General features: G+C 64.8%; 16 protein-coding genes and 1 tRNA gene. 11 read left to right on the forward strand and 6 right to left on the reverse strand.

Annotation, left to right across the window (positions count from 1 at the left end; genetic code table 11):
• Positions 1 to 31: 31 nt before the first annotated feature.
• Positions 32 to 466: a hypothetical protein gene (locus AC1HIY_RS01000; protein WP_479574836.1), complete on the forward strand. Its 435-nt coding sequence runs from the start codon at positions 32 to 34 to the stop codon at positions 464 to 466.
• 134 nt (positions 467 to 600) lie between these two features.
• Here the strand turns inward: AC1HIY_RS01000 and AC1HIY_RS01005 are convergent, their stop codons facing one another.
• The gene (locus tag AC1HIY_RS01005) at positions 601 to 1,398 is read right to left on the reverse strand and encodes a hypothetical protein (RefSeq protein ID WP_479574837.1); all 798 of its coding nucleotides are present in this window, start codon (positions 1,396 to 1,398) and stop codon (positions 601 to 603) included.
• Between the two features lie 282 nt (positions 1,399 to 1,680).
• Here AC1HIY_RS01005 and AC1HIY_RS01010 point away from each other — a divergent pair, with 282 nt between their 5' ends.
• The 3 genes from AC1HIY_RS01010 (at position 1,681) to AC1HIY_RS01020 (ending at position 4,897) form a co-directional block, all read left to right on the forward strand.
• The gene (locus tag AC1HIY_RS01010) at positions 1,681 to 2,244 is read left to right on the forward strand and encodes a YqgE/AlgH family protein (RefSeq protein ID WP_479574838.1); all 564 of its coding nucleotides are present in this window, start codon (positions 1,681 to 1,683) and stop codon (positions 2,242 to 2,244) included.
• 186 nt (positions 2,245 to 2,430) lie between these two features.
• A complete protein-coding gene (locus tag AC1HIY_RS01015) occupies positions 2,431 to 3,504 on the forward strand; it encodes a cysteine hydrolase family protein (RefSeq protein ID WP_479574839.1) in 1,074 nt (357 codons plus the stop codon).
• Positions 3,505 to 3,535: 31 nt separating this feature from the next.
• Positions 3,536 to 4,897 (forward strand): nicotinate phosphoribosyltransferase, encoded by a 1,362-nt coding sequence (locus AC1HIY_RS01020; RefSeq protein WP_479574840.1) that lies wholly within the window; start codon positions 3,536 to 3,538, stop codon positions 4,895 to 4,897.
• A 62-nt stretch (positions 4,898 to 4,959) separates the two neighbouring features.
• Here the strand turns inward: AC1HIY_RS01020 and AC1HIY_RS01025 are convergent.
• Positions 4,960 to 5,033 (reverse strand) — tRNA-Met (locus AC1HIY_RS01025).
• A gap of 203 nt (positions 5,034 to 5,236) precedes the next feature.
• Between AC1HIY_RS01025 and AC1HIY_RS01030 the strand changes: the two genes are divergently transcribed.
• Positions 5,237 to 6,412, forward strand: coding sequence for a DNA polymerase III subunit (locus tag AC1HIY_RS01030; protein ID WP_479574841.1), 1,176 nt, complete (start codon positions 5,237 to 5,239; stop codon positions 6,410 to 6,412).
• Positions 6,413 to 6,641: 229 nt separating this feature from the next.
• Positions 6,642 to 7,640, forward strand: coding sequence for a PSP1 domain-containing protein (locus AC1HIY_RS01035; protein ID WP_479574842.1), 999 nt, complete (start codon positions 6,642 to 6,644; stop codon positions 7,638 to 7,640).
• A 14-nt stretch (positions 7,641 to 7,654) separates the two neighbouring features.
• On the opposite strand, the gene AC1HIY_RS01040 is transcribed toward AC1HIY_RS01035, so the two are convergent.
• The 3 genes from AC1HIY_RS01040 to AC1HIY_RS01050 all read right to left on the reverse strand — a co-directional run bounded on the left by AC1HIY_RS01040 (position 7,655) and on the right by AC1HIY_RS01050 (position 11,863).
• Complete coding sequence (locus AC1HIY_RS01040) at positions 7,655 to 8,044, reverse strand: co-chaperone GroES (protein ID WP_479574843.1); 390 nt, start codon at positions 8,042 to 8,044, stop codon at positions 7,655 to 7,657.
• Between the two features lie 674 nt (positions 8,045 to 8,718).
• Entirely contained in the window at positions 8,719 to 9,750 is a 1,032-nt protein-coding gene (locus tag AC1HIY_RS01045; protein ID WP_479574868.1) for a 2-oxoacid:ferredoxin oxidoreductase subunit beta, read from the reverse strand.
• A 241-nt stretch (positions 9,751 to 9,991) separates the two neighbouring features.
• Entirely contained in the window at positions 9,992 to 11,863 is a 1,872-nt protein-coding gene (locus tag AC1HIY_RS01050) for a 2-oxoacid:acceptor oxidoreductase subunit alpha (protein WP_479574844.1), read from the reverse strand.
• 319 nt (positions 11,864 to 12,182) lie between these two features.
• On the opposite strand from AC1HIY_RS01050, the gene AC1HIY_RS01055 reads away from it, so the two are divergent.
• The gene (locus tag AC1HIY_RS01055; protein ID WP_479574845.1) at positions 12,183 to 13,025 is read left to right on the forward strand and encodes a BtpA/SgcQ family protein; all 843 of its coding nucleotides are present in this window, start codon (positions 12,183 to 12,185) and stop codon (positions 13,023 to 13,025) included.
• Between the two features lie 140 nt (positions 13,026 to 13,165).
• Positions 13,166 to 13,549, forward strand: coding sequence for a Co2+/Mg2+ efflux protein ApaG (gene apaG / locus AC1HIY_RS01060; RefSeq protein WP_479574846.1), 384 nt, complete (start codon positions 13,166 to 13,168; stop codon positions 13,547 to 13,549).
• Between the two features lie 9 nt (positions 13,550 to 13,558).
• Here the strand turns inward: apaG and AC1HIY_RS01065 are convergent, their stop codons facing one another.
• Positions 13,559 to 13,819, reverse strand: coding sequence for a hypothetical protein (locus tag AC1HIY_RS01065; protein WP_479574847.1), 261 nt, complete (start codon positions 13,817 to 13,819; stop codon positions 13,559 to 13,561).
• 159 nt (positions 13,820 to 13,978) lie between these two features.
• On the opposite strand from AC1HIY_RS01065, the gene AC1HIY_RS01070 reads away from it, so the two are divergent.
• From AC1HIY_RS01070 to AC1HIY_RS01080, 3 genes are all read left to right on the forward strand, one after another.
• The gene (locus AC1HIY_RS01070) at positions 13,979 to 14,872 is read left to right on the forward strand and encodes a thymidylate synthase (protein WP_479574848.1); all 894 of its coding nucleotides are present in this window, start codon (positions 13,979 to 13,981) and stop codon (positions 14,870 to 14,872) included.
• 42 nt (positions 14,873 to 14,914) lie between these two features.
• Positions 14,915 to 15,463, forward strand: a complete 549-nt coding sequence (locus AC1HIY_RS01075; protein ID WP_479574849.1) for a dihydrofolate reductase — start codon at positions 14,915 to 14,917, stop codon at positions 15,461 to 15,463.
• 563 nt (positions 15,464 to 16,026) lie between these two features.
• Positions 16,027 to 18,420 carry a T9SS type A sorting domain-containing protein gene (locus tag AC1HIY_RS01080; protein WP_479574850.1) on the forward strand — a complete coding sequence of 798 codons (2,394 nt, stop codon included), beginning with the start codon at positions 16,027 to 16,029 and terminating at the stop codon, positions 18,418 to 18,420.
• Positions 18,421 to 18,431 lie beyond the last annotated feature (11 nt).

Genomic DNA, 18,431 nt, shown 5'->3' on the forward strand with positions numbered 1-18,431 from the left:
GAGTGTAGGGATCGCGTAAACCGAAGAAGGGATGAGCCGGATCATCAGGACGGGATCGACGCCGGCCAAGCGCCGCCACGCCTACATGCGCTCGTGCGCCGAAGTGCTGCGTCTGCTCGCACAACGCCCGCGCATCGACGATGAAGCCAGGGACATGCTGGCGTTCCTCGTCTTCAACCTGCGCGACATCTATCGCACCATCGACGAGAGCGCGCACGCCTGGGACGAACGGAACTACTGGAAAAAAGCTGAAGCGCTCCGTGAGAAGTGGCGGTGGACGCGCACCGCCGCCGACCGGCTGGAAGCGCTGATCCATGCCGAGCGATGGAACGACGCGCCCGAAATGCTCCTCTCGCTCGTCCCGCATTTCCAGGGGGTCACCGTCACGAGCATCACCCGTGACGCCGACTGGTGGTGCGGCGCGCACCGGGCGCTGCAACGCCGGGCACAGAAGAAACAGGCCTGACCCTCGTTCGACCGCTCCCCCAAACGTTTCCGCGCACCCGTGAGAGCGGCGACATACCCTTGCGTGGGAGGCCCGCATCTCTCATGGGTGCGCGTGAAACGATCTCATGCGCGACCAGGGAACCGGCTGCGCGATTATGAACGCCAGGGCCACGACCAGCGTCGAGCGCCGTTGCTTTTCGTCTGGTCTTCTTCCGGCGATGAAGGAGCGTTTGCCGGAGCCGTCTCGTTCCTGTCGGAAGCCGTCGTCGAAGACTCGTCCTCCACGGTCGGCATGGGGATGGTCAGGGTGGGCATTACCTCGGAGGTCGGCTTTTCGTCCGAAGCGGGTGCGTCCGAAGCGGGTTCATTCGGTTCGGCGGCGGTGGGCCACATCGTCCCGGCGTTCGGTTCGTCGGACCGGGACATCTCGTGCGCGGCGGTTTCGGGTCCGTCTGCGTGGTCGTGCCGGGTGGTCTCTTCGGTCGTATCGGGGAGGCCGTCGTGCCAGAGCATTTCCTCCGGGGATGCGTCCGCGTGGTCGTGCCGGGCGGTCTCTTCGGTCGTGTCGGCGGCAGGGTCGTCTCGGTGCATCTCGACGTTCGGCACGTCCGTTCGGAACGTCTCGTACGCGACGGTTTCGGGTCCGTCCACGTCGTCGTTCCACGTCGTCTCGGCAGGCGTTTCGGGAGCGTCCTCGGGCGAGGTCGTGGCGGCGTCGTTGGCGCTCGCAGACGGAGCTTCTGCGGCAAGCGTCGCCGGGGGCCTGACGTACCGTCCGAGCGCGCGCGCCATGGCTTGCGGTCCGGCGGTGACGATCGAGACGTACTCGTCGAGCGAGAGCAGGGGGGGCGCCTCCGTGGGGCGGGTCGGAGGGGCGCTCGCGTGGTCGGAGGAACGGGGGCGACCGGGACGAGCGGCCGACCACGGAGTCGATGCGGAAGGATTGGGCATCATGTTCTATCGTCAGTTAAACAGGCTGTGAGGATGAAGGCGGTGAACAAAATGTTGCCTGATCCGTCAACGTTGTCCTTCATCCGGGGTGAGGGTCAAGGCCCGTCCGGTTCATCCGAAAGCTTTTGTGAGGATCTCGGGGAAATAAGAGACCGGTTGCCTCCGAAGGATCGGCTTGTCCGGCGTATAGTTTAATTTGGGCGTAAAATCGCAGGTGCGAGCGGGGGGAAGGCCGGGAGCGGCCGTGAAGACATCGAGGCCTGCCGAAGCAGACAAAGGGATATGATGCAGCCCGACATAAAGCCGGAACCCGGCGTTTTTCTGATTGCGCCGCCGATGTTGTCCGACCCGAACTTCCGGCGGACGGTGGTGCTATTGTGTGAGCACAATCCCGAGGGCAGCTTTGGCCTGATCCTCAACCGCCCCCTCTCGCTTCAGCTGGGAGAAGTGCTTGACGGGGTCGACGCCTATGCCGATCCGCTTTTCTTCGGAGGGCCGGTGCAGCCGAACACGCTCCACTTCCTCCACCGCTACGGAGACCTCGTGCCCGGCGCCGTCAGCGTCGGCGACGGGGTGGCGTGGGGCGGCGATTTCGAAGTGATGAAGACGCTCATCGAAGCCGAAAGGCCCACCGCGCGAGACCTCCGCTTCTTCCTCGGATACGCCGGGTGGTCGCCCGGACAACTCGACGAGGAGATCCGGCAGGGCGGGTGGTTCCTCTCCGAAGCGCTCGGCGAAGACGTCTTTTCGGAAGCGCCGGATCGCCTGTGGCGCTCGGTGCTCCGAAAGAAAGGCGGCGACTATGCAATCCTCGCCAACTTCCCGGACGATCCGCGCCTGAACTGAACGGGGCGTTTTCGGAGCATGGCGGGTCGGGCCGGATCATCTTTTCGGTACGTTCTTACATTGAGAGACCGATCTCCGGGTCGTGTGCGGCGGCCTCCGAGCGTTTGCCTGCGTGCGCATCGAGGCCCGCGACGGCGCCCGGAGGAGACCGTTTCCCGGCATATGTTCACCATCGTTTCGACGCTCATGAAACCGCAAGCATTACCGATCCCGGAGCACTTCGACCCCGGCGCGGTGGGCGCGGTGTGGCGGGTGGCCTATCAGGAGCGGGCCGCCGAGGCGCGCGCCTGGGCCGAGCGGCACGGCATTCCCCCGGCGAGCGAGGACGCTTTCCGCATCGCCCTCGTGCTCATCGATGTGCAGAATACGTTTTGCATCCCCGGCTTCGAGCTCTTCGTCGGCGGAAGCACGGGCACGGCGGCGGTGGACGACAACCGGCGGCTGTGCGCGTTCCTTTATCGCAACCTGCACCGCATCACGCGCATCACGGCGACGATGGACACCCACCGGGCGATGCAGATCTTCCACAGCCTCTTCTTCGTCGACGAGGCCGGCCGGCACCCCGAGCCGTTCACCGTGATCACGGTCGAGGACGTGACGGCGGGGCGGTGGCGCTTCAATCCCGCCGTCGCGCCTGAACTCGGCATCACGCCCGAGTACGGCCGGCGACACCTCGAACATTACGTGCGCCGCCTCGCCGAGCGTGGGAAATACGCGCTGACCGTGTGGCCGTATCATGCCATGCTCGGCGGCATCGGGCATGCGCTCGTGCCGGCGGTGGAGGAGGCCGTCTTCTTTCACACCGTCGCCCGGTATGCCCGGCCGGAGTTCGTGATGAAGGGCACGCACCCGCTGACGGAGCACTATTCGGCGCTCGCGCCCGAGGTGAACACCGGCCCCGACGGCGAGCGGCTCACGGAGCCGAACGAGGCGCTTGCTCGCCTCATCGAAGCCTTCGACGCGGTGGTCGTCGCGGGGCAGGCCAAAAGCCACTGCGTGGCATGGACCGTCGAGGATCTGCTTCGGGGGTTGCGCGATCCAGCGCTCGCGCGAAAGGTGTATCTCCTCGAAGATTGCACCTCGCCCATCGTCGCGCCCGGCGCGGATTTCACGGAGGCGGCCCGTGCGGCCTTCGAGCGCTTCGCCGGGGCGGGCGTGAACGTCGTCCGATCCACGGACCCGCTCGAAGCGTGGCCGGGCCTCCCGCGCGATCGTTCCCGGAAAACCGCGCCCGCGCAAACCGGGACGACCGGCGCATGAACCGACTTCCCCCTCGAAACCGGAGGCTTCCATGGCGACGACCTGGGTCAACGACGACAACGCGGCGCTGTTCACCGATCTGTATGAACTGACCATGCTCCAGGCGTATGTGCGCGAGGGCATGGACGAGGAAGCCGTCTTCGACCTGTTCGTCCGGCGCCTGAAACACCGGAATTTCCTTCTCGCCTGCGGGCTCGACACCGTGCTCCATTACCTCGAAACGCTCCGCTTCACGCCGGAAGCGCTCGACTACCTCGGCACGCTCGGACTTTTCGGAGACGATTTTCTCGAATACCTCGCGGGCTTCCGTTTCACCGGAGACGTGTACGCCGTCGCCGAAGGCACGCCCGTTTTTGCCGGCGAGCCGCTCCTCGAAGTCGTCGCTCCCATCGGGCAGGCGCAACTCATCGAGACGTTCGCGCTCAACCAGATGACGTTTCAGACGGGCGTGGCGTCGAAGGCGGCGCGTGTGGTGCGGGCCGCCGGGGATCGCGCCGTGGTGGACTTCGGCATGCGGCGGATGCACGGCGGCGACGCGGCGCTCAAGGCGGTGCGCGCCTATCACATCGCCGGGGTGCGGGCGACCTCGAACGTGCTCGGCGGGCGCGTCTTCGGCATGCCGGTCACGGGCACGATGGCGCACAGCTATGTGGAAGCGCACGACCACGAGGAGGACGCTTTCCGGGCCTTCGCCGAATGCTATCCGGAGACGACGCTCCTCGTCGATACGTACGACACGCTCGAAGGCGTCCGCAAGGTGGCGCGTATGGCGCGGGAGATGGGCGAGGCGTTCCGCGTGCGCGCCATCCGGCTCGACTCGGGCGACCTCGCCGCACTCGCCCGCGAAGCCCGGAAGATCCTCGACGACGCCGGGCTCGAACGGGTGCGGATCTTTGCTAGCAGCAGCCTCGACGAATACACCGTCGCCCGACTGCTGGCGCAGGGCGCCCCCATCGACGGCTTCGGGGTGGGCACACGTATGGGCACGATGGCAGATCAGCCCTACCTCGACTCCGCCTATAAGCTCGCGGGCTATGCGGGACGTCCCCGGATGAAACTTGCCGCCGGGAAGATGAACCTCCCGGGGCGAAAACAGGTGTTTCGCCGTTTCGAAGACGGGCGCGCCGCAGGCGACGTCATCGCCCGCGTGGACGAAGAGCTCGACGGGACGCCGTTGCTCGAATGCGTCATGCGCTCCGGGGTGCGGACGGAGGCCGGTCGTCGCTCGCTCGCCGACGCCCGCGCGCGGGCCGAGGCGGGGCTCGCCGCGCTGCCGGAACGTCTCCACGCGCTCGAAGCCGTCGAGCCGTATCCGGTCGAACTGAGCGAGGGGCTCCGCCGGCGGATCGAGGAGGTGCGGCAGACGCTTGCCGGAGAGGAGCGCCCGGCGTGAGGAGGGGGCGGACGTGGATAACATCCACAAAAAAAAGCCCGCCGCGTGGGCAGGCTTTTCGGTGGCGCGGGGCGGACTTGAACCGCCGACCTACGGGTTATGAATCCGTCGCTCTGACCTCCTGAGCTACCGCGCCGATCATGAACCGCCGAAGCTAAACCATTCGCGCGGGCAAAGCAATGTACCACCTGCCGCCGCCGGTGTTTCTACGGTTTTTTCACGGATCACGGGGCGGGCGGAAGGAAGGAGTTCCCGGCGAGGCGGGCGCTTTGATTTGCGTGTGGAATCGTTATCTTTCGCCCGGGTTCCGAAAGGGGAATGTTTGACCGGCAGACGCATATGTGGGATTCGATCATCGGACAAAAGCGTGTGGTGGAGGCGCTCCGGGGGGCGATTGCGCGGGGGCGTGTGGCGCACGCCTACCTCTTTTACGGTCCGGACGGTGTGGGCAAGCGGGCGGTGGCGCTTGCTTTCGCGCAGGCGCTCGAGTGTGAGCGCGGCGGCGACGAAGGCTGCGGCGCGTGCACGCCGTGCCGGAAGGTCCGGCGCATGCTCCATCCGGACGTGCACGTGCTCTTTCCCTACCCGAGCGATGCGGCGACCGAAGACGTGGCCGAGCGTCTGAAACGCCTCGGCGAAAACCCGTACGCCGCCATCGACTTCGTGCGGCGACCCTTCCTCGACGATCCGAAGAAGAAATCGAACAAACAGGCGCTCTATACGGTGGCCCGCATCAACGAGGACCTCCGGCGCGCCATGAGCTTCCGGCCCGTCGAAGGGCGGCACAAGGTGGCCGTGATGACCGACGCCGACCGCCTCCGCACCGAGGCCGCGAATGCCTTCCTCAAGCTCCTCGAAGAGCCGGGGCCGCAGACCCTCTTCATTCTCACCACCAGCCGCCCCGACCTCCTCCCGCCGACGATCCTCTCGCGGTGCCAGCGCTTCCGCTTCGATGCGCTGGGGGCGGAGGATATCGAGGCGGCGCTCATCGCGCGGGAGGCGATGGCGCAGGCGCCTGCCGCCACGCTCGCCCGCATGGCCGACGGCTCGTATGCGCGCGCGCTCGACCTCGCCGAGAACGAAGGGCTCATGGAAAGCCGGAACTTCGTCATCGACTTTTTCCGGCAGGCCTATACGCAGAACGTGGACAAACTGGCCGACCTCATCGAACGGATGGGGCGCATGGGACGGGAGCAGGTCAAGGGGGTGCTCGGGCTGATGCTGCGCTGGATGCGCGACCTCGTGCTCTATCGCGCGATGGGGGACGAGGCGCCGCTCGTCAACGTGGATCAGCGGGAGACCATCGCGCGGTTCTGCACAAACGTGCCGGCTGCCGACCTGGAGGCGATGGTCCGCCTCGTAGAAGAGGCCATCGAACTGGTCGAGCGCAACGTGCACGTGCCGCTGACCATGACGGCCCTGGCGCAGGCGCTCGGACGGGCCATGCGCGGGCCGCACAGCGGACGCCTCTATACCCCGCTTGCGGAGACGGACCCGGCGGTGTGGGCAGCCTGACGAACCTGCGACGTGCGCGGGCTTATAAGAAGCGATCCGTCGGAAGGAAGGCGCATGGGCTTCGGGTCTTCCACCGCGCATTTTTCTCATCGCACACGATGTTCGGATATAGATTATGGCTTGTGGATCAGGTAGTTGCGGAAGCGGCGGCTGCGGAAGCGGCGGCTGCGGAAGCGGTGGCTGCGGAAGCGGTGGCTGCGGAAGCAGCGGAGAACGTGGATGTCCGGCCTTGCACGTCTATGACTGGCTGACCGATCTCGGCATCGGCGGCGCGCCCGTCGTCTACGAGATCGTCGAGGTCGTGTTCAAAGGGGGACGGAAAGGGTTCTATCGAAACGTCCACGGCCTCGAACTTCACACGGGTGATTTCGTCATCGTGGAAGCCGACCGGGGCATCGATTTCGGGACGGTGCACATGGTGGGCGAACTCGTGCGGCTCCGGCTCAAGTCGAAAGGGCTCGATGAGCAGACCCTGTGCCCGAACATCGTGCGGCCCGCCACGCTCGACGACATCGAGCGGTGGGAGGCGAACAAGGAGAAAGAGACGGAGACGTTCCTCGTGGGGCGGCGCGCCATCGACCGGATGAACCTGCCGATGAAGCTCGTCGACGTCGAGTGGCAGTTCGATCACAAGAAGGTCACCTTCTATTTCACCGCAGACCACCGGGTGGATTTTCGCGCGCTCGTGCGCGATCTGGCCAAGCGGTTCCGCACACGGGTCGAACTCCGGCAGATCGGCGCACGCGACGAGGCGGCTCGCATCGGAGGCATCGGCTCGTGCGGGCGTGAGCTATGCTGTTCCACCTGGCTCCAGTCGTTCAAGCCCGTCTCCACGCAGGCGGCCAAGGCGCAGAACCTTCCCCTCAACCCGATGCGCCTCAGCGGTCAGTGTGGGCGGCTCAAGTGCTGCCTCAACTATGAACTGGAGCAGTACATGCAGGCGCTCGCCGCCTTCCCCGGCGTCAACACGCCGGTGGTGACGCCGTACGGACGCGGCACGGTTCAGAAGCTCGACATCTTCAAGGACCTCGTCTGGATCCAGTACGAAGACGGGACGTGGGAAGACCGACCGCTGGAGGAGATACGGGCGCTGGTCGGTGAAAAAGAAACGTCTACGCAGGCGACCGGGGCCAAGCCCGCCGGCGCCCGGCGCAACGCGCCCAAACGCAGCCGACGCCGGGGATCGAACCGACGGCGGGGCGGCAAGCCTCCGCGCCCGGAAGGGTGAGACGCGCGCAGGCGTCAGTCAATCAGGTCGTCGAGGTCGAGGGTGTCGAGCACGTCTTCGGGGCGCGGGCGGATCAGCGCGAGGATGGCGCTGTGCGGGAGGATGAGGTACGGCGCGTCCCGGTACGTGAGCGCGATGGCTTCGCTGCGGAGAAAGAAGGCGAAATCGCCCGGCTGCGCCTGCAGGGGGAGATAACGCGCGGCGTTGCGCGGGGCCCACGGTTCCCGCTCGTCGTATTCCGGGTTGGGCATGAGGTAGCCGGGTCCGACGCGCACCACCCGACCGCTCTGCACCCGGTCCTGATCCGTCACGGTGGCAGGCAGGTACAGCCCCGCCTTCGTCTGACGCTCTCCGTCGTCCGGGGCGATGAGCACCCGGTCGCCTACGATGATCAACTCCTCCATGCGCGTTCGGATAGAATGGTGCGGGCGCGGCCTCTGCGCGCGGGACGTGCCTATAAACCACCGTCGTCGCCGAAGGTTTTGGGGCATGCGCCCGAAGCAAAAAGCGTCCCGGGACCCCAAAAAGAAAACGCACACCCGTGGTGGCGGTTGTGCGTTTCGAGGAGCCTTCTTTCACACGCAGGTGGGATCGGTTCGTGTGAAGAGGCGGGTTGTAGGGTGGGGAGGGAGGATTACAGCATCTGGAAGACGACGAACATGATCAGCCCGACAAGGCCGGCCCCGACCGTCATCGCCCGAATCGCCAGGTCGATACGGTTGTACATAACTGCAAGGTTGGTGGGTTGGTGGGAAAACGCTGCCTGATTTCGGGGGGACCCCAAAGTAACACGGCAGGTGGCATACGCAAGACATGACCCAATCGCAGACACACTAATATAAGATATTCACAACTTATTAACAATGTGAATATCCGGCATCATAAAAAAATATGCACCCCCGATCGGAGGTGCATAACGGGATCGTTCGGGGCGGTTTGACCGTCGGCGGGTGAGCGCGGAGGCATCCCGGGCCGGGGAGCCCTGCCCTCCAACGCACAGCCCCTTTGAGAAACGTGCGGCCCGTCAGGACCGAAGCTCCGTTCCTCCGGAAAGCGGCAAGAACCGACGGCGACAGATTCAGTGGATCTCCCAGGTTTCCGCCGCGCGGAGCAGGGCTTCAAGGTCGCCGGGCCCTTTCCGGCGGGTGATATTTTCGATCTGCCCCTGAAGGAGTTCGTCATAGGTGGGACGAAGCTCGCGGTAGAACACTCCGAACGGACGCGGCAGCCCGGGTTGTTGAAACAGTCGGCCGAGGATGGTTGCCTGTTCGCGGCTCGTCTCATCGTGCACGAGGCAGTCGTCCACGGACCATGCGCCGTCCGTCAGGTCGATGACTTCGAGTTGGAGGCCGTTGAGTCGGATGCCTTTCCGTCCCCTACTGAAGGTCATCGGCTTCCCGTGTTCGAGGAAAATCGTAGTGTCCGGCTTGGAGTCTTTTTCGGTGAATTGGAAGAAGGCGCCGTCGTTGAAAATATTGCAGTTCTGATAGATCTCGACGAAGGACGCGCCCCTGTGATTGTGCGCCTGTTGGAGGACGCCCTTCATGTGTTTCGGATCGCGGTCCATCGTTCGGGCCACGAACGTGGCTTCGGCGCCGAGCACGAGGCTGATGGGATTGAAGGGATAGTCGATGGAGCCGTAGGGCGAGCTTTTGGTGACTTTCCCAAACTCGGAGGTGGGGCTGTATTGTCCTTTGGTGAGGCCGTAGATCTGATTGTTGAAAAGCAAGAGTTGCACGTCCACGTTCCGGCGCATGAGGTGGATCAGGTGGTTGCCGCCGATGGAGAGCCCGTCGCCGTCGCCGGTGATGATCCACACGTCGAGGTCGGGGCGGCTGGCTTTGAGGCCGGTGGCGATGGTGGGCGCGCGCCCGTGGATGGAGTGCATCCCGTATGTGTTCATGTAGTACGGGAAGCGGCTGGAGCACCCGATGCCGCTGATAAAGACGACGTTTTCACGCGGTACGCCGAGTTCGGGCATGAGGCGCTGCACCGTGGCGAGGATGGCATAGTCGCCGCAGCCGGGGCACCACCGCACGTCCTGGTCCGTGGCAAAATCCTGGCGGGTCAGGCCGCGGGGGGCGCCGTCGCCGCCGCCGGGGGGCGGCATGGCGGGTTTCTTGCCGGGCGGCATGGCGGGCTTGACGCCGGGCGGCATGGCGGGCTTGACGCCTTTCGGTCCGGCGGGTTTGGCGCCGGGCGGCATGGCGGGCTTGACGCCTTTCGGTCCGGCGGGTTTGGCGCCGGGCGGCATGGCGGGCTTGACGCCTTTGGGCTTCGGGTCTTTCGGGTTCTGGTTGGCCATGGGATCGGAATACGCGGGAGGAAACGTGGGGGACACGCTTCTCGCCTCAGGTGAGCATTTCGTCGATTTTGGCGGTGATCTCGCTCGTTTTGAAGGGGAGCCCCTGGACCTTGTTGAGCGGAACGAACGGCAACAGGAAGCGGTCGCGGAGGATGCGGACGAACTGTCCGTTGTTGAGCTCGGGCACGAGCAGGCGCTCGAAGCGGCTGAAAATTTCGCCGAGGTCGGGCGGCAGCGGGTTGAGATAACGCACGTGGAGGCTGCTCACCTTTTGTCCGCGTTTCCGGGCCGATTCCACGGCGGCTTCGATGGAGCCGCGCGTCGACCCCCATCCGATGACGAGGAGGTCGCCTTCGGGATCGCCGTTGATCTCCGTCGGCGGGAATTCACGGGCCACGCGTTCGACCTTTTCGGCGCGGAGCCGGGTCATGAGCTGGTGGTTGTCCGGGTCGTACGAGACGTTGCCGGTCTCATGCTGTTTTTCGAGACCGCCGATGCGGTGTTCGAGGTTCGGCGTGCCCGGTTTGGCCCAGGGGCGCGCCAGCGTCTCCGGGTCGCGGGCGTACGGGAGGAACGCTTCATGGCCGTTGCCCTCGTGGTTGGGGCGGGCGACGAAGGGCGGCCGGAACGGGATGAGCCGGTCGAGGTCGGGGATGAGCCAGGGTTCGGCGCCGTTGGCGAGGTAGCCGTCGGCCAGGAGAATCACCGGCGTCATGTGCGTGGCGGCGATCCGGCAGGCTTCATAGGCCGCTTCGAAGCAGTCGCCCGGCGTGGAGGCGGCCACGATGGGCAGCGGGGCATCGCCGTTGCGACCGTACATGGCCTGGAGCAGGTCGCTCTGTTCGGTCTTCGTCGGGAGGCCGGTGGAGGGGCCGCCGCGCTGCATGTTGACCACCACGAGGGGCAGTTCGAGCATCAGCGCCAGGCCGATGGCTTCGGTCTTGAGCGCCACCCCCGGGCCGCTGGTGCCGGTGATGCCGAGGTTCCCGCCGAAGCTTGCCCCGATGGCTGCGCCCACCGCCGCGATCTCGTCTTCGGCCTGAAACGTCATCACGCCGAAGTTTTTGAGGCGGCTCAGTTCGTGGAGCAGGTCCGAGGCGGGCGTGATCGGATACGAGCCGTAGAAGAGGGGCAGGCCGCTCTTCTGGCCGGCGGCGAGCAGGCCGAGCGCCAGCGCCTCCGCCCCCCGGATGGCGCGGTAGGTGCCGGGCTTGAGTTTCGCCGGAGGCACCTGATAACGCACGGCAAACTGCTCCGTCGTCTCGCCGTAATGGTAGCCCTTCTTGAGCACCTGAAGGTTGGCCTCGCGCACGGCGGGCTTCTTCGCAAACTTTCTGCTCAGCCATTCGATGGCCGGCTCGATGGGACGTGAATAAAGCCACAACGCCAGCCCGAGCGCGAACATGTTCTTCGAGCGGTCGATCTCTTTCTGGTTGAGGCCGCTGTCCTTGAGCGCCTCACGCGTGAGCTTCGTCAACTCGATCGGGATCACGTGATAGCCTTTGAGCGAGCCGTCTTCGAGCGGGTTGCTTTCATAGCCGGCCAGCTTCAGGTTCTTCTCCTCGAAAGCATCGACGTTGACGATGATCGCGCCGCCGCGGCGCACCCGCCGAAGGTTGACCTTGAGCGCGGCGGGGTTCATCGCCACGAGCAGGTCCACCTCGTCGCCGGGGGTGCGGATATGGACCGAGCCGAAGTGAAGCTGAAAGCCGCTGACTCCGTAGGTGGTCCCCGCCGGAGCGCGAATCTCCGCCGGGAAATCGGGGAGCGTGGCCAGGTCGTTCATGGCGTAGGCCGTGGCCAGCGTGAATTGCGAGCCGGTCAACTGCATTCCGTCGCCCGAATCGCCCGCAAACAAGATAGTCGCTTCCGGAAGGTCTTCGACGTGCGTTTCCGGGGCCTGTGGATGGTCGCTCATGCGAAAGCGTGGTCAGAGAGAATGAGGATGAAAAGGCGCGCAAGACCGGCGGGAGACGGAGGTGCGCTGCACAACAGCAAGGATCCAACGCCGTAAGGTACGACTTGATTCGGAAAGATCACGCGGGCGCGGGAAGGGAGCGTTTCTGAAGCGGGGCCGCTCCCGGAATTGGCCGGATTTTTACCGAAAGCGCGGGGCGACGTTGCCGGAACTGATGCTTCCCGGTCCGGTTCATCCCTGAGCGCGCGTGCGGGGCGGCATCTTCCGCCCTCGCGTGCGCCGTTTCGAAAACGTTCCGTCCGAGTCTTCGCTGCCCGTCATGCCGGTTGCCTTTTCCGATCTCTTTGCCCGGTCCCGGCCGCTCATCGCCATGATCCACACCGGGCCGAGCCCGGGCGTGCCCGGCTTCATCTGCATGGAAAGCGTGGTCGAACGGGCCGTGGCCGAAGCCGAAGTGTATCTCCGCGCCGACGTCGACGGCATCCTCGTGGAGAACATGCACGATTTTCCCTGTGTGCACGAGCGCGAGATGGGGCCGGAGGTGGCCGCTTTCATGACGCGCGTGGCCTATGCGGTCAAGCGCCGGGCGGGCCGCACGCCGGTCGGGGTGCAGGTTCTTTTTCAGGGCAACCGCACGGCGCTCGCGGTCGCGCTCGCTGCCGGGTGTGACTTTGTACGCGCGGAGGGGTGGACGTACGCCCACGTCTCGGACAAGGGCCTTGCCGAGGCCACGGCGGGCGTCGTCACGCGCTATCGCCACTCCATCGGGGCCGGCCACCTCCCGGTCTTCGCCGACGTGAAAAAGAAGCACGCCGCCCACGCGCTCACGGCGGACCTCGACATCGCCGACGTGGCGCGCGGCATGGCGCTCCACCGCGCCGACGCCGTCATCGTCACCGGAGGCCATACCGGCGCGCCCCCGGCCCCCGGCGACCTCGAAGCCGTCCGCGACGCCACCGCGCTGCCCGTGCTCATCGGCAGCGGCGTCACCGCCGACAACGTGAGCGACCTCTATGCCCGCGCCGATGGGTTCATCGTGGGGAGCGCGCTCAAAGAAGGGGGGGTGTGGGACGCCCCGGTCTCGGAGACCCGCGTGCAGGCGCTCGTCGGAGCGCTCGAACGGGCCCGCACCGCCCATCGTGGGCGGCTCATGGAAAACTGAGAAACCACTGGGACTCCAGGGATGCATCCCTGCCGCGGAAACGCTCTTTTCGAGCCGTTCGTCCAAAGAACAAATCACCCGCGCCGCTCGTTACTGAGTCGTCAAAAAGAGATCGCCCCAACAGGCGTTTTTGAGAAGAAATGGTCGCATACATCGCCACAACCTCCGACATCACCGTCACCGTCCGACCGGTTTATCTCGACGGACAGTCCGATTTCCTGAACCGCAAGTTCGTTTTCGGCTACTTCGTTCGGATCGAGAACCACGGAGTGGAGGAGGTGCAGCTTTTGCGTCGCCACTGGTTCATCCGCGACGGCCGGGGTCGGGTTCGTGAGGTGGAAGGCCGGGGAGTGATCGGGAAACAGCCGATCATTGCCTCGGGCGCGTCTTATGAGTACAACAGCTTTTCCGTGCTCGAAACGTTCGAGGGCAGCATGGAGGGCACCTATCTGCTCGAACGGGCCGCCGGGGAGCGGTTCCGCGTGGCCATCCCCCGTTTCGACCTCTGCGCCGCGGCCAACTGAGGTCCTCGTTCACATCTGCGTCACCGCGATCACGTAGTCGGCCGTCGTCAGTTCGATGACGGTGTTGTCTTCGGTGAGGCGGTAGTCTGCGATGGCTTCGGGGAGCATCTCTTTCGGCGTGTGCATGTGGAAGAGCGTGTCCGCCACCACGTGCCAGTCTTCCACCGTCAGGTGAACGGTGGCCTTGCCGTCCTCGGCCACGAACGGCGCGTATCCCAGCACCCGGTTCAGGTGCGTGATGCCCATTTTCTGATGCAGGTTCGGATCCATGACTCCTTTATTGGCAGGTGATTTCGTCGTAGATTGGGCCGTCGCGTCGGGCAGGGGGCTGCGCGACGGTGAGCGATGAACGGCGTCTTCGCGCGCCGCGTTCCGGCGGAACCGGAGGCCGCCGACGAATTTCGCTCGAACGTTCAAGGCCGCACTTCCATGAAGCAATACCTCGACCTTCTTCGCCACGTCCGAACGAACGGCATCCGCAAAGGCGACCGCACCGGCACGGGCACGCGCAGCGTCTTCGGCTATCAGATGCGCTTCGACCTCCGCAACGGCTTTCCTCTGGCGACGACCAAGCGCGTCTGGTTTCGCGGGCTGGCGCAGGAAATGTTGTGGTTCCTCTCCGGCGCGACGAACATCCGCCCGCTCGTCGAGGTCGGCGTCTCGATCTGGACCGACTGGCCGTTGAAACGTTACCTCGAAGCCACGGGGCAGGTCGTTCCGCCCTCTGACTCCGAGGCGTGGCATACCCTGAAGAAGGACTTCGAGGCCCGTATCCGCGCCGACGCCGCCTTCGCGGCGCGATACGGCGAACTCGGGCCGGTCTACGGGCGGCAGTGGCGCAACTTCGGCGGGGTGGATCAGATGGCCCGCGTCGTCGAGGCGTTGCGCGCCAACCCGGACGGCCGCCGCCACATCGTCAACGCATGGAACGCCGCCGAGATCGACCGGATGGCGCTGCCGCCGTGTCACATGATGTTTCAGTTCTACGTGGGCGAGGGAAGGCTCTCGTGCCAGCTCTACGTCCGCTCGAACGACCTCTTCCTCGGCGCGCCGTTCAATATCGCGCAGTATGCCCTGCTCCTGCACCTCGTGGCGCATCAGTGCGACCTCGAACCCGGCGAGCTGATCTATACCATCGGCGATGCGCACATCTATGAGAACCATCTCGACCAGGTGGACGAGCAACTCGGCCGCACGCCGTATCCGCTGCCCACGCTTCGCCTCACGCGTCGCCCGGACGCCCTCTTCGGGTATCGAATCGACGATTTCGAATTGATCGATTACCGGCATCATCCGGCCATCAAAGCTCCCGTCGCCGTATAACGTATGAAACCGGAAGCCGAACCCGCGAATTCCTCTACCGAAATGCGTCCTTCGCTCGTGCGAAAGCCGGAGATCGTTCTCATCGCCGCCGTGGCGGAGAAGAACCGGGTCATCGGGCGCGGCAAAGATTTGCCGTGGCGCATCCCCGAGGATCTCAAACGCTTCAAACGGCTGACGCTCGGGCATCCGCTCGTGATGGGGCGAAAGACGTTCGAATCCGTGCTTCACCAGTTCGGGGGGCCGTTGCCGAAGCGGCGCAACGTGGTCGTCTCGAGGACCATGCGCCGACCCGGGTATCCGGAGGTCGAGGTATACGGCTCGCTCGCCGATGCGCTGGCGGCGCTCGCGGACAGCCCGGTCGTCTTCATTGGAGGCGGCGGCACGATCTATGAACAATGCCTCCCCTTTGCCGACCGCCTCGAACTGACGCTCGTCTCCGGCGACTATGAGGGCGACGCCTTCTTCCCTCCGTTCGAACACCTCGTGGGCACGGTCTTCGACGTTGCCGCCGAGGAAGCGCGCGAGGGCTATCGCTTCGTCACGTACGTGCGGAAAGGCTCCGACGCGCCCGACGCCGAAGGCGCCTCCTGAGACCGCGCGCCCTCACAGGGCTGAGCGCTGCCGGGACCTTCGGAGACGCACATGGAGGTCTCCGCTATGATGCATTGTTTACGGCGATGTGACACTTTTGTGATGGACTGGTGCTTGCTTTGGCCGTTATTGAACTTTCTGAAGGCGCGGGGCGCGATGTATCAATAACAGATTTTTTGTCTCGCACCGAGATCGTGTCCGGAACAGTCTGGGGCGAACGTTCGGGGAATCGAGAAGAGGGAGCATAAAATGCGGGAGAAAGGCGGCAAGTTGTGAAATTGTTGTTTCGAGACCGCCAATCAACACTATTTGGTAGTAAGTTCGCTTTTATAGAGGTTGTGGGGCAATCAGTATTCGCGAAGGGGCTGGAACAGAGTCTTCGTAAGCCCTAGATTCCCTGCTGATGTTTTGCCACCTGTCGGCTGTGGGGGAAGGGGCAGGGTCATGCCTCGTTGATCTTTCACAGAGACCCTCCGGTTCGGCTTTGCCGCGGGCCCTTTTGGCTTTTCCTAACGATCAGGTATATCATGGACGTATCGATACAAACCCTTACCTCAAGCGCGATGACTGCACGAATCACACGTATGCATCTCGGAGCCACCACACTGGCCTTTGTTTTTCTGATGGCCTGGAGCGGAAGCGCCCGTGCACAGCTTTTTACTCCGGTAGAATCTACCGCCGGTGTCTCGTTCACACACAACGAAGGGTACAAGTTCGGGGATGACGCTGCGGATGACGTCATGATGAACGTCGGCACCGGAGCCGCCTGGTTCGACTTTGACAACGACGGCGACCTCGACCTCTACGTGACCCAGCGCAGGAACGCTTCCGGCACGTTGAGCAACCTCCTCTACCAGAACGACGGCAGCGGCAACTTCACCGAAGTGGCCGCCACGTTCGGGGCCGAAGATTCCGGCAATCAGGGGTGCGGGGTCGCCGTGGCGGATTATGACAACGACGGCGACGAGGACCTCTATCTCGCCAACTGCACCGAGGACGTGCTCCTCAAGAACCAGCTGACGGAAACCGGCACGGCGAACTTCGTCGATGCCACCACCGAAGCGTTCGGCACGTCGGCGTTCCTTCCGCAGCGTGGCCATTCGGCTTCCTGGGGCGATTATGACGCCGACGGATGTCTCGACCTCTACGTCGCCAACCACATGCCCATCGATCCCGATGCCGGCGCGGTGACGGACGGGGCGTCGAGCCAGGACTTCCTTTTCCACAACAACTGTGAGTCCGCCGTCGGCGGCACGACGACCTTCACCGACATGTCGAGCCTGCTCAACGGCGACGCCGACGACATCGACGCCGACGGCACCCCCGACGGCGACGGCGTGAACGACCTCGAGGGCTTCGGCTTCATCGCCGCATGGACCGACATCGATCTCGACGGCGACCTCGACCTCTACCTGATGAACGACTGTCCCTTCGGCATTGCCCAGGGCTTCGGACGCACGGAGGACAACAAGTTGTGGCGCAACAACGGTGACAACACCTTCACCGAGATCAGCGACACCTTCGGCCCGCTCACGACCACGGGTAAGGACGCCAACGAGGGCGACGGCAACAAACCGGACTGCCAGAACGCGATGGGCATCGCCATCGGTGATCCCGACCGGGACGGCGACATGGACTATTTCTATACCAACCTCGAAGGCGACGCGACGCCCGCCCCGGGCGACCAGAGCGCCACCATGATCGAAAACATGCGGACGTCCTTCGACGACGTGACCGCCGCCGCCGGTTTGTTCCAGGCCAAAGTGCCGCCGGACGAAAGCCTCGGGCGCATCACGTGGGGCGCGGTCTTCCTCGACTATGACCTCGACATGCTTCAGGATCTGGCCGTGGCTTCGGGAGCCATCTTCGATGACAAGAACCTCCCCAACATGCTTTATCATAACGCCAACACGGGGAGTGCGCCGGATTTCTCGGACGGCACCTCGTTCACGGATGTCTCGACCGGAAGCGGCATCGAGGATGACTTCCTCGGCGGCACCAAGACCATCGTGATGGGCGACTACGACGGCGACGGCGACCCGGATCTCTTCGGCGTCAGCTTCGGCGAGCAGAGCCGCCTCTACCGCAACGACAACAGCAACGGCAACAACTGGCTGATCATCGACGTCGAGGGCGACGGCCCGGCGCTCGGGGGCGCCAACAAGGACGGGATCGGCACGCGCATCCGCGTCCGCACGCCGGACGGCGTGAACCAGTTCTACGAGGTGCGCAGCGGCTCCAGCCTCGGCGGCGGCGACGACATGGGCGCCTACTTCGGCCTGGGCAGCAACACGGAAGCCGATGTGATCATCCAGTTCCTGGGGCAACCGGTGCTGCCGTCGTTCACCGTGGCGGCCAACAACCGCATCCTCGTCAAAGAGGACGGCGTGCCGCTGCCGGTGGAACTGGCGAAGTTCGAGCCGGTGCGCAACGGCGACCGCGTGACGCTGCGCTGGGAAACCGTGTCCGAGGCGAGCAATGCCGGCTTCGAAGTGCAGCACAAAGGCCCGGACGGCGTCTTCTCGTCGATGGCCTTCGTCGAAGGCGCCGGCACCACCACGGAGGCGCAGAGCTATGCGTACGAGGTGGCGGGTCTGGAGCCGGGCACGCATACCTTCCGCCTGAAGCAGAAAGACTTCAACGGATGGTACTTCTACAGCGAAGAAGTGGAAGTCTTCGTCGAACTGCCCGAGGCGTATCTTCTGACGGCGCCCTACCCGAACCCCTTCAACCCGCAGACGCAGTTCTCGCTGGCGGTCCAGCAGTCGCAGCAGGTGCGCGTGGCGGTCTATGACGTGCTCGGGCGCGAGGTGGCGCAGCTCTTCAACGGTGTGTTGCCTGCTAACGAGACCCGTCAGTTCACCATCGACGGCTCGGGTTTCTCCAGCGGGCTCTACCTCGTGCAGGTGATCGGCGAACAGTTCTCGACGACCCGGCAGGTGACCCTCCTGAAATAAACGCCATGTGT

The sequence above is a fragment of the Rhodocaloribacter sp. genome, assembly GCF_056451265.1.